We start from the raw sequence: 11,570 nt of genomic DNA, 5'->3' as shown, positions 1-11,570 counted from the left end.
ATTTGAAAACTGCGGGGAGCTTAATGAATTTTCTGGCCATCTCCCATCGCAGCGGCCACGATGTCAGCCGCCCCATGCACGATACGTATCGAGATCTGCAGCGCCTCACTTAGCTGTTCCAGAGTCATGTCATCTAGAAAAACAAGCTCACCCTGACGGAGCATCACTGAAGGCAGTAGTAACTGATCACCAAGATCAAGAGCCTTCAATCCCTCAAGCAAGTCATAACCAGTGAGCAAGCCTGTTACAACCTGATCCTGCCCCCAATAAGGACTCGGTAGCCCATGTAACTCCACTGCCAAGCCTTCAACCGCATTAAGTCGTTCACAAGCAGAACCCAGAGCCTGTTCGACCAGCCGACCCACCACCCAACTGCAACGCCTGGGCTGCCTTAACCGCTTGGGAAGAATAGCCGTGGCCTGGTCCAGAGCTTCCAAAAAAGAACGGATACTGCCAACGCCATTTTCTTGTTGTGGGAGATCCTCGTAGGTACAGCGAGGTGGAAGAGGCGCACCTGCAATCAGATACCACTCATCCGAAAGCCACGCGAAACGGGATCCCATAACAGCCTGAAACTGATCCTGAAAAAGCTCGACCTGGCTAATCACACGCCTTGCACAAGCAGAACCAACAGGCAACAATCCATCTTCTGCTGGACGAAAACGAGTCAATCCGACCGGCACCACAGCCACTGAAAGCACAGCAGGCCAATCACCCTTTCCAAAATCAGCAAGCTCACGCAGGGTGCGATCCAGAGCCAAACCGTCATTCAAGCCAGGGCAAACAACCACCTGGGCATGGACCTGAAGATCGCGATCACTGAACCACTGCAACTGCTCCAGTAGAAGTCCCGCGCGGGGGTTTTTCAGCAACTGAGCCCTCAAGGATGGCTCAGTTGCATGGACAGAAACAAAAAGAGGTGAAAGGCGCTGTGTCTCGATCCTTTGCCAATCTGCCTCTTTCAGATTGGTCAGAGTCAGATAAGACCCATAGAGAAAACTGAGGCGATAATCATCGTCCTTGAGATAGAGGCTATTGCGTCGGCCAAGTGGCTGCTGATCAATGAAGCAGAAAGGACAGTGGTTGTTGCACTGGCGAAGGCCATCAAATAAGGCTTCTGTAAAAGCCAAACCCAAACCATCATCAGAGTCTTTCTCAAGATCCACTTGATGAGATGCCCCGGTTGCATCCCTAACTTCGAGATGAAGATCCTCCTCAACGATGAGGTAGCGATAATCAATCAGATCCCTTGGGCGCACACCATTAACACTTAAAAGTTGATCGCCGGGTTCAAAGCCCAATTGCTCTCCGATCGATCCCTGCTCAACCGATGCAACTACTGCAGGTCGTGGTTGGGGCGCCGCAGATTCAGGATCCAATGCTGACACCGCAACACCAGCGGAGGGCTCATTCCACACAAATGAGAAGGGCGGTTTGTTTTAGTTTGATCTGCCGCTCAACCACCAGGCGAGCACTAACACCCCAAACAACAAGCGATAGGCCACGAAGATCCAAGTGCTGTGCCTTTGAAGGTATTTGAGCAACCAATCAATCGCCCACCATGACACGAACGCCGCAGAAACGATTCCAACAAGCAGCGGCAAAACTCCTCCTAAGGAGAGCTCCGCAAAGGCATCTTTGAGTTCAACCAGACCGGCCAGAGTGATCGCCGGGATACCAAGTAGAAAACAGAAGCGAGCAGCATCTTGACGCTGCCATCCATCAAATAGCGAGGCCGTCAGAGTGCTACCCGAGCGCGACACACCCGGAATTAAGGCCAGAGCCTGAGCTAAGCCCACTACAAAGCCATCACGCCCCTTGACTAGATGCATTTGCTTCAGCCGCGGGCCGAAGCTCTCAGCCAATGCCAGCAGCAAAGCCATCACAATCGAAACAACTGCGATTGAAGGCAGACTGCGAATTGAAGAGGCCTCGTAACCAGGCCAGAAAAGCTTGATCGCCATCCCCGCCAACAGAATCGGCATCGTCCCTATAGCAATCGCAAGACCGAGACGGGCGTTCGGTTCACGCCACTGACCATGCTTAAACGCTAAAGCGATGCCCTTAAGGACCTCAGCAAGATCCCTCTTGAAATAAGCGATCACCGCCAAGATGCTGCCTAGTTGGATCACGGCTGTCGCAGAGACGCCGGGGTCACCCCAACCAACCAGCATGGGAACGACCTTCAAATGAGCTGTGCTGCTAATCGGCAAAAACTCCGTAAGACCTTGCACCACTCCCAGCACCAAGTTCCTCCAACAGGCGGCCAGCAGTTCAGAGGTCGCAGCCAGGAGAATCATCAAGGGAAACAGGGGACCCATGGAGGCTATTGCCCCCATGGATCCAATGCCAAAAGCAGCGTAATTCCAGAGAGTCTTATAAGGTTCAATGTCTTGACTGCATAGTGAGGGGGTGCTTTGTCCAGCGGCTTGATCAAAAAAAAACAGCCCGACAGCAGCACATTTGTACGGAATCAACCCCTGAGCAATCCTGTCGAATCGCAAACATCTGAAAAAGATTTCGACGCCAATTTTTCAGACCTTCAGCAATTGCAACTTTGGGCAGGTGCCCTGGTCGTGCTGCCGGTTTTTGTGCAGGCCCCCTGGGTACGCCTGAATCCATTATCAGCCTGCTTATTCACGCTGTTCCTGCTCGCTCTTGGCATTCCCCTTGCCCTAATCGGCCAACGGGGATGGGCTGTGGCTGGCGAGCTTTTGGTCGGGGTTAGCGGCAGCTGGCTCGCGGGATGCCTCTACTGGGGATGGCTGAGAACACAGCCCTTGTGGCACTTACCCGTTGAATCTCTAGTGCTGCCTATTGCCCTGTTGGGGCTTTCGAGCCGCTGGAGATTGAGTTCAAGTTTCTATTTGGCCTCCCTGCTTGGAACAGCTTGCACTGATCTGATGATGGTCATGACAGGCGTCATGAATCAATGGCCTGTTGTAGTGATGGCTCCACTACAGCAAGCACCAAGATTGCTTCACGAAACTGCTCAGCAGCTTCTTCATCCCCTACCCCTTATCGCTCTGGTCTGTGCAGCAACGCTGATCGTGCTGCTGGCGCAAGCTATGCAGCAAAAAACCCGTCTGGCTTCAGAATTTCGCAACACATGGGCTGTAGCCAGTGCAGTACTAGTGACAACGGTAATAATCGATGGACTTTTCCTGATTGCAGCCCTAATCAACCCAGGGTTGAGCGGCTTGATCTGAAACGAACTGCAAAAGCTGATCACAGTCCTGGGTTAAGTTCCTGTCCAAACTTGTAAAGTTGGTAGACCGGCATAGCCGGAAGACCTGTTCCGATCCACTGCGGAGTATTTGATGAAGCGCCTGTTGTCCTTGCTTACTGGGGTTCTGGTGATGACAGGCCTGCTAATGGCCCTGATATTTCCCCAGTCCGCCTACGCCAATGTCTCTGACGAAAAACTCGGAGATAGAGGCGAAAAGGTGGACCTAAACAACTCATCAGTACGAGCCTTTAGACAGTTCCCCGGCATGTTCCCAACCATCGCCGGAAAAATTGTTGTCGGCGGTCCTTATGCCAGCGTGAGTGATGCCTCATCAGTTCTGGATGCCTCACAAAAATCTGTTTTCGACAAGTACAAAGACAACTTCACTGTCACAGACCAAGAAATTGCTGTGAATGAAGGTTTCGATCGGATCAACGACGGTCAATACAGATAAACGATTCCTCACTCAACAATCAGCTCAACCGAAAGCCGTCGGTACACCCGGCGGCTTTTTTGTAGGTTTCATGAGTCTCTCGAACCCATCCACGCCCATTCCTAACGGTCCCTGGGATGTCGTGGTGATCGGCGCAGGGGCAGCAGGGCTGATGACCTGCCTTGAGCTGCCTGCTCAGCTGAAGGTGCTTTTGCTGAACCGCAACACCAGCCGCCACTCCTCCAGCCGCTGGGCTCAAGGTGGCATCGCCGCAGTAACAAGACCTAAAGACAGCGCCGAGAGCCATGCAGAAGACACTCTCAAAGCAGGCGCAGGACTCTGTGATGCTGATGCTGTCAGACAACTTGTAGAAGAAGCTCCCCACTGCGTTCAACGTCTCCAGCAGCTTGGGATGGCCTTTGACCGGGAGGGTGATGCGCTAGCCACCACCTTGGAGGCAGCCCATAGCCATCGAAGAGTGCTGCATGTGCAGGACCAAACGGGCCGCGCCTTGGTTGAAGCGCTGCAAGAGCAAGTGGAACGGCGCCCCAACCTCTTGCACCGGCGAGGGGTACGCGCCACCCAGCTTTGGATTGAGCACAATCGCTGCTACGGGGTACAAGTTCTCGACGGAACCTTGCTCCATTGGCTTTCGGCCAGAGCGGTAGTCCTGGCAACTGGTGGCGGTGGCCATCTGTTCGCAAACACCACCAATCCGGCTCAGGCCTGCGGAGAAGGCTTAGCCCTTGCTTGGCAAGCAGGCGCCACGATCGAGGATCTTGAATTCGTGCAGTTTCATCCCACAGCTCTGAAACTGCCAGGAGCTCCATGCTTTCTGATTTCAGAAGCAGTCAGAGGCGAAGGTGCCGTACTGGTTGATGCCCAAGGGCAAAGTCCTGTAAAGGAATTGAGCGCTGGTGATCTTGCTCCCCGCGACCAAGTCAGCCGGTCCCTCATCCAAACCATGCATCACCAAGGGGTCCAGCATCTTGGCCTAGATCTCACACCCATCCCTTCAGGGCAGGCCGAGGCCCGCTTCCCCACCATCCTGGAACGCTGTCGGGAATTAGGTTTAGATCCACTCAACCAACCGATCCCGGTCGCCCCAGCAGCTCACTACTGGATGGGAGGAATCGCCACCAACCTCCAAGCCGCAACAAATCTTCCAGGGCTCTATGCGATTGGAGAAGTCGCCTGCACCGGAGTGCATGGAGCCAACCGACTCGCTGGCAACTCACTGATGGAATGCATGGTATTTGCCAGACAAATGGCCACAATCGAACTGGGCTCTTTGCCTCGTCTGGGTGTTCATCACAGAGATTCTTCCCCCGAGCCTTGCTGTCAGCAACTCCATGGAACTGAAAGTGCCGAGTCACTAACTCGCGCCATCGCAAATCTGCGAGAGCTTTGCTGGCGAAAGGCGGGTGTAGATCGCTCAGCAAAGGGAATGAAACAAAGCCTCGCGAGCATCCGTAAGGATCTACAGCACTTTGGTGAACAGCCTTTGCTCAAGCTGGTAAGCCATCAGCCCAAAGAGATTGGCCATCGTCTCGATGACACGGCCAGAAGGGACCTCAACTTGCTACTGGACCTCAACCATCGCCAATTGACCAGCTCCTTACTGCTGGAAGCCTGTTTGTTCCGCCGCGAAAGTCGCGGCGGACATTTCAGAACTGATGCACCTGCAGCAATGCCTCATTGGAAACGTCACTCACGCCAAAAACGAGGAGAAGACCTCTCCACAAGGCCAGTGAGGTCCTAACTGGGCTGCTTAAAACTGCCTCGCGCCCTGATAGCCACTCAGATCAGCAAGCTTATTGAGCGGTTTCACGCCGGATTCGAGCTCCCCGTTAATTTCCCAGGTAGGGAAGGCATCAATCCCTTTGCGTTCACACAGATCTCTTTGGCTGTTCTGACCATCTAACGCACACTCAACGACCTGCAGTTGAGCGGCGGCCTCTTCACCAAACATCTCCTTCTGCTCGTGGCAATGAGGACACCAATAAGCGCTATAGAACACTGCTCCAGTCTCTGTGAGATGTTCAGCCAAAGCCAGCGTAGATGGCGTACTCCTCGTCTTCACAACTGGAGGGACCCCTACCCCCCCTACACCAACGCCAGGACGGCTCGGATCAACAACCGAAGACCAAATCAAACCTCCGAGCAACACTGCCAAGGCAAGCAGAACACCCCGAAAAACCACCTTTCCAGGATCATCCCAACCTCCTCCAATCAACGACAAGACCAACATGCCCATGGATAGGGCAGCAGAAAGAACGCAGAAGAAACAAAACGCATCGATCTTGAACACCATCAACCCGATCAAAATCAGGCTGAACACAGCCATACCGCAAGAGAAGGCAAACAACCCCCACCATGTGCGGCGGGACAGGTCTGCTCGGTTCTCTGAAAGCCCTGGCAACAAGGGCAGCACAGCCATCACCAAAATGGCGAGGTAGGACAAAAAGCCCAGCAATGAAAGTGGAATCGATACGCCATCTCCCTGAAACAGCGTTCCCCAGGCGCTGTTGAGAACTTTGTCGCAACCTTCATTCCCCCCAGGACAAGAGAGAGATCCAATCCATCCCCAGCGATGCAGAGTGATTGACCCTGTATCGATCAACCCAACGGTGGCAAGCACCGCCATCGCAATCCGAGGCCACTTCAACCCCTGATCCTGACGGCGGCGGCTGGTGAGGCGAGACGAACCCATTTCGGCTACACAGATCTAAGAATTGTGGCAGCTCTGGAAGAAGCCAGACTCTCTTTAGGGTGGCGCCTAGCGGGAACTGCCTAGGCAGCCCAGAAATCAACCCTTTCCATGACCAAGCCTGCGTTGCGATCCGACATACCAATGAAGCCCACAGTCCACAAACAAGAAAAACCATCGGTGGCCTTTGCCCATTTGGGCTGTGAGAAAAATCGCGTTGACACCGAACACATGCTGGGACTGCTTACAGAAGCGGGCTATAGCGTCAGCAGCGATGAAAACGATGCCGCCGTCGTGGTGGTCAACACCTGCAGCTTCATCCAGGACGCGCGGGAGGAATCGGTGCGGACGTTGATTGGACTAGCAGAACAGGGCAAGGAACTGATCATCGCCGGATGCCTTGCCCAGCATTTTCAAGAGGAACTGCTCGAGTCAATCCCGGAGGCAAAAGCAATCGTCGGCACCGGTGACTATCAGCACATCGTGGATGTGCTGAAGCGAGTAGAAGCGGGTGAACGGGTGAACCGTGTCAGCGAATTTCCCACGTTTGTGGGCGATGAGACTCTCCCCCGGCAGCGCACCACTGACCAGGCTGTGGCTTATCTGAAAGTTGCTGAGGGATGTGATTACCGCTGTGCCTTCTGCATCATCCCAAAGCTGCGTGGCGACCAGCGCAGCCGACCGGTGGAGTCGATTGTGGCAGAGGCGCACCAGCTGGCTGAGCAGGGGGTGCAGGAACTAATCCTGATCAGCCAAATCACCACCAACTATGGCCTTGACCTCTATGGCAAGCCCAAATTTGCAGAGCTGCTACAGGCGCTGGGGGAGGTAGACATCCCCTGGGTGAGGGTGCATTACGCCTACCCCACTGGCCTCACTCCAGAGGTGCTGGCGGCCTATCGGGAGGTGCCAAATGTGCTTCGCTATCTCGACCTTCCACTGCAACACAGCCATCCAGAGGTGCTACGGGCTATGAACCGTCCCTGGCAAACGGATGTGAACGAACGGCTCTTGGATCGGATTCGTGAGCAGCTACCAGACGCAGTCCTGCGTACCACGCTCATCGTCGGCTTCCCAGGGGAAACTGAAGATCACTTCAATCACCTCGCCGCCTTCATCGAACGGCAGCGTTTTGATCACGTTGGCGTGTTCACCTTTTCTCCAGAAGACGGAACCGCCGCAGCCGATCTGCCAGACAGGGTAGACCCGTCAATCGCCGCAGCCCGCAAGGATCGATTGATGGCGCTTCAGCAACCCATCTCAGCGGAAAGGAACCAAAGATGGGTTGGACGCACCATCGATGTGCTGATCGAGCAGCACAACCCCGAAACCGGAGCGATGATTGGCCGCTGCGACCGTTTCGCTCCGGAGGTCGATGGCGAGGTGTTGGTACTGCCTAGTGAGAAAGGTCTGCAGGCCAGTCCAGGAACGATGGTTCCTGTCTTCATTACCGGCTCTGATGTCTATGACCTCACCGGCCAGCTGGTAGACACCAACGCCATGGCGATCACAGCCCAGACGCCTCAGTGAGTCCATTCCCCTGTTTGCGAGCCCATCAACGCAACATCTTTCTGACAGCCTCTGGCATCAGTACTGCAGGCTCCTTCGCTGGAATGACTGCAAAAGGCTGGATCCTCATGGACGGCACCAACAATCCAATGTTGCTTGCCGCCCACTTCGCCGCCCTTTCCCTGCCAACCCTGCTGGTCAGTGGAGCAGCAGGTACCTGCACAGACCGATTCGGCTGTGAACGGGTTCTTGTGCAAGCCCAGTGGGGCCTTTTAGCAGCTGCGTTACTGGGAGCACTGGCCATTCCTCTGATGACAGGAACCGCGCTCGTGACAATGCTATTAACCAGCACGTTGCTTGTCGGGATCGCGAGTGCTTACGAACTCACTGCCCGCAATAAATACTGCGCCCTATTGATAGACGAGCCCAATCAACTGGCCCCCTATCTCTCTAGTTTTGCGGTTGTGTTCAACGTAGGCAAACTCCTTGGGCCTCCCATAGGAGGATGGTTACTAGTCATCACAGGACCTGCGGCTGCTCTCAGCATTGATGCCGCAAGTTACTTACTACCGATCGCCAGTCTCCTCTGGTTACTCGATCCAAACCGAAGCCAAGAACAACGCAGCGTTCCGGGTAAGCAATCAACAATGCTCTATGCATGGCACAACAGCAGCTCTTCGCTTCGACATGTGCTGGGCTTCACCGCAACACTCTGCTTGGTAGGTTTTTTCCACCCTGGTCTAGCCCCTCTAATCGCCGACCAGGTATTGGGTTCAGATCCAAGAGATCTTGGCGTGTTCACCAGCGTGCTTGCAGCAGGGAGCATTGCTGGGGGGCTGGTACTACAACGCAATAGCCAACGATTCTGTAGACGCCCATTTCTCACTCTGAGTGGGTTCGCTCTCATCACTGCCATCGCCCAATTGGGAATGGCTCAAACTGAAAACACGCCACTAGCATTCAGCCTCACAATGACCCTGCTGATTGGAGCTGGTACTGCAGGCCTATTGAGCAGCTGCAACATGATCACCCAAGTGGGGTCCCCTCAAGTCTTGCGTGGGCGCATGGCAGGGCTAAGTCAAATCGCCTTCCTTGGGGGAGGAGGGCTAAGTGGCCTTCTTGCCGCTCAGATGGTGATTTCAACGGGCATATCCACGACCTTCGCCACCGCAGGTGGAATCGGACTTGGCCTAGCCCTCTGGGGGTTCTGGCAAAAAGGCAGAACCGTACTAGAGGAGGTCAGATCAGCTTGATGCCTTTAAGAACCTTGGTTAGTGCGAATGCCGCCACCAGGCCAACTACGACGAACACCAAATAAAAAACGACGCCCATGTGCAACAAATCAGGTGAACACCATTAGATCAGAAATCGGGCCGGCACTTCCTCAAAGCGCCTAAGGTTTCAGCAATTCCCTATCCAACACTCGGAGAGGTTTCAGCCCCGAGTCGACCTTCCACATCTCTTCTCTGTCGCATAGATCTGCATGCGCACTCTCTTTATCTACCCAAAGTTCCCCAAAACATTCTGGAGCTACGAGAAGATCCTCGAGCTGGTGAACCGCAAGGTGCTGCTTCCACCTCTCGGACTAGTCACCGTGGCAGCCCTGCTGCCTCAAGAATGGGAGATGAAGCTCGTTGATCGCAACGTCCGAGAACTCAGCGAAGCCGAGTGGCAATGGGCCGAGCTTGTTGTGATCTCGGGGATGATCGTTCAAAAAGACGACATGCAGCGGCAAATCGCTGAGGCCAAAAGACGTGGGCTAACGGTTGCTGTTGGAGGCCCATTCGCCAGCTCTACGCCAGAAGCGCCCGAAATCGATCTAGCAGATTTCAAGGTGCTGGATGAAGGAGAGATCACCCTGCCAATGTTTGTAGAGGCCATTCAACGCGGTGACACCAGCGGCCGATTCAGTGCTGAAGGGGACAAGCCGGATGTGACCTCAACTCCCATCCCTCGCTTCGACCTTCTCGAGCTGGATGCCTACGACTCCATGTCCGTTCAGTTTTCAAGGGGTTGTCCATTCAATTGCGAGTTCTGCGACATCATCGTGCTGTATGGGCGCAAACCACGTACGAAAACACCAGAGCAATTAATTGCCGAGCTTCAGTCGATTTACGACTTGGGCTGGCGACGCTCGATCTTTCTTGTGGATGACAACTTCATCGGCAATAAACGCAATGCCAAGTTGTTGCTACCAGCCATTCGACAATGGCAGGAAGAAAAAGGCTATCCATTTAGTTTCGCTACTGAAGCTTCTGTAGATCTCGCCGATGACGATGAGATGATGCGAATGATGCACGAAGCGCGTTTCGAAAGTGTTTTCTTAGGGATTGAAACACCTGATGAGGCCAGTCTAGAAACAGCTAGAAAGATTCAAAACACACGTCATCCTCTCGATGAAGCTGTCGACAAAATCACCGCAAATGGGATCCGAGTGATGGCAGGCTTCATCATCGGATTTGATGGTGAAAAAGATGGAGCAGGAGCTCGGATTGTTGATTTCGTAACCCGCACTGGCATCCCCGCCGCAATGATGGGAATGCTCCAGGCCTTGCCAAACACAGCCCTATGGCATCGACTAGAGAAAGAGGGTCGCCTGATTGAGGACAAGGATGCTGCCAAAGGAGTCAATCAAACCAATCTGCTGAACTTCCAGCCCACCAGACCCATCCGAGATATCGCCAACGAATACGTCGAGGCCTTCTGTGCTCTTTATGAGCCCAACGCCTATATGGATCGCGTCTACTCCTACTACCTAAAAATGGGAGCTCCTCGTTGGCAAGGAACGGCAACATTACCCAGCTGGATCGATCTTCGCGCTCTAGCCATTGTCGTCTGGAGACAAGGCCTCAAACGCAACACCCGCAACCGTTTCTGGCGCTACATGCTGGGCATGGCACGAAACAATCCAGCCATGCTTGAACAGTTCTTAGTTGTACTGGCCCACAACGAACATTTCATGGAATACCGATCCATTGTGCAGCGAGAGATTCGCGAACAACTTGAATCAATTCCACCAGAGGAGCACAGCCCCAAAAAAACTTTGCAACCTGTCTGAATTGAACTTCAAAGCTCAATCTTGAACATAAGGCGTACCGCTGAGAAGACAGCTCTCAGCGCGTTGCAGTTCCCGCCCCAAATAAAGAGCATGATCAAGCTTGCTCAAGGGATATGGACGCTGCCCTTCTGTGAGCTGAATCCCTAGCTGCTTGGCAGTTCTTCCCCTGTAGACAGTCGCCGGGGAGAGTGTGCCTCCCCGACAAGCAAGGACCTCGCCAGTCACAGGATCGGTAGCTCGGCCCAGTTCATCAACATCGTTCAGGTAATGCTCCACGACCAGTTCTTCAGCTGAAGCATCCACCTGAATCAAGAAATAGCCATTTGGATCAAGCGCAATAAAGCGCTGCGAAAGCTGATCATCTATGGCACTGAGGGCATCAGACATCACTGGGAGGTCAATGGTTCTCTGGACTATTTCTTAAGCCTACAAATCAGAGCCTTGGATTACAAGCTAGAAGCATGGAATCTGCTCCTGACAATCCTTAAGAAAACAAAGATAACAATCAATCCACGCTCCTCTTCACCATTGACCTCCTAATGCGAAAAGTAAAATGGCCGCCTTCCAAGATCAGTTAAAATTTCACCGCATAGGTTCATTACTTAACACCTCCGAAGCAGAAGGAAATTCA

11 protein-coding genes are annotated in these 11,570 nt (G+C 53.7%); 6 read left to right on the top strand and 5 right to left on the bottom strand.

The genetic code is table 11. The annotated features are described in order from the left end of the window. Positions 1–20: 20 nt before the first annotated feature. Together SIB66_RS04660 and SIB66_RS04655 are read right to left on the bottom strand one after the other, a co-directional pair. On the bottom strand, positions 21–1,418 hold the full coding sequence (locus tag SIB66_RS04660) for a TIGR03279 family radical SAM protein (protein ID WP_063405688.1): 1,398 nt from the start codon (positions 1,416–1,418) through the stop codon (positions 21–23). A 21-nt stretch (positions 1,419–1,439) separates the two neighbouring features. Next, on the bottom strand, positions 1,440–2,321 hold the full coding sequence (locus tag SIB66_RS04655; RefSeq protein WP_236070080.1) for an undecaprenyl-diphosphate phosphatase: 882 nt from the start codon (positions 2,319–2,321) through the stop codon (positions 1,440–1,442). A gap of 96 nt (positions 2,322–2,417) precedes the next feature. Between SIB66_RS04655 and SIB66_RS04650 the strand changes: the two genes are divergently transcribed. The 3 genes from SIB66_RS04650 to nadB all read left to right on the top strand — a co-directional run bounded on the left by SIB66_RS04650 (position 2,418) and on the right by nadB (position 5,424). Next, positions 2,418–3,209, top strand: a complete 792-nt coding sequence (locus tag SIB66_RS04650) for a DUF3120 domain-containing protein (RefSeq protein ID WP_063405687.1) — start codon at positions 2,418–2,420, stop codon at positions 3,207–3,209. A gap of 111 nt (positions 3,210–3,320) precedes the next feature. Continuing rightward, positions 3,321–3,683: a photosystem II complex extrinsic protein PsbU gene (gene psbU, locus SIB66_RS04645; protein WP_063399140.1), complete on the top strand. Its 363-nt coding sequence runs from the start codon at positions 3,321–3,323 to the stop codon at positions 3,681–3,683. A 70-nt stretch (positions 3,684–3,753) separates the two neighbouring features. Further along, positions 3,754–5,424 (top strand): L-aspartate oxidase, encoded by a 1,671-nt coding sequence (gene nadB, locus SIB66_RS04640; RefSeq protein WP_063405695.1) that lies wholly within the window; start codon positions 3,754–3,756, stop codon positions 5,422–5,424. A gap of 9 nt (positions 5,425–5,433) precedes the next feature. Here nadB and SIB66_RS04635 read toward each other — a convergent pair whose 3' ends face one another. After that, a complete protein-coding gene (locus SIB66_RS04635; RefSeq protein ID WP_063421414.1) occupies positions 5,434–6,375 on the bottom strand; it encodes a vitamin K epoxide reductase family protein in 942 nt (313 codons plus the stop codon). Between the two features lie 108 nt (positions 6,376–6,483). Here SIB66_RS04635 and rimO point away from each other — a divergent pair, with 108 nt between their 5' ends. Both rimO and SIB66_RS04625 read left to right on the top strand, forming a co-directional pair. Next, positions 6,484–7,902 (top strand): 30S ribosomal protein S12 methylthiotransferase RimO, encoded by a 1,419-nt coding sequence (rimO, locus tag SIB66_RS04630; protein WP_063405685.1) that lies wholly within the window; start codon positions 6,484–6,486, stop codon positions 7,900–7,902. Continuing rightward, on the top strand, positions 7,899–9,134 hold the full coding sequence (locus SIB66_RS04625; RefSeq protein ID WP_063405684.1) for an MFS transporter: 1,236 nt from the start codon (positions 7,899–7,901) through the stop codon (positions 9,132–9,134). The genes rimO and SIB66_RS04625 overlap by 4 nt, the downstream gene beginning before the upstream one ends. Here the strand turns inward: SIB66_RS04625 and SIB66_RS04620 are convergent. Beyond that, positions 9,121–9,213: a cytochrome B6 gene (locus SIB66_RS04620; RefSeq protein WP_063405683.1), complete on the bottom strand. Its 93-nt coding sequence runs from the start codon at positions 9,211–9,213 to the stop codon at positions 9,121–9,123. The genes SIB66_RS04625 and SIB66_RS04620 overlap by 14 nt on opposite strands. Positions 9,214–9,364: 151 nt before the next feature. Here SIB66_RS04620 and SIB66_RS04615 point away from each other — a divergent pair, with 151 nt between their 5' ends. Further along, positions 9,365–10,939, top strand: a complete 1,575-nt coding sequence (locus SIB66_RS04615; protein WP_063405682.1) for a B12-binding domain-containing radical SAM protein — start codon at positions 9,365–9,367, stop codon at positions 10,937–10,939. 15 nt (positions 10,940–10,954) lie between these two features. Here SIB66_RS04615 and SIB66_RS04610 read toward each other — a convergent pair whose 3' ends face one another. After that, positions 10,955–11,326 (bottom strand): DUF4346 domain-containing protein, encoded by a 372-nt coding sequence (locus SIB66_RS04610; protein WP_063405681.1) that lies wholly within the window; start codon positions 11,324–11,326, stop codon positions 10,955–10,957. Positions 11,327–11,570 lie beyond the last annotated feature (244 nt).

Source organism: Prochlorococcus sp. MIT 1318, assembly GCF_047304505.1.
GTDB classification, from domain to species: domain Bacteria; phylum Cyanobacteriota; class Cyanobacteriia; order PCC-6307; family Cyanobiaceae; genus Prochlorococcus; species Prochlorococcus marinus_D.
This window is presented reverse-complemented; position numbering and strand designations above follow the sequence as displayed.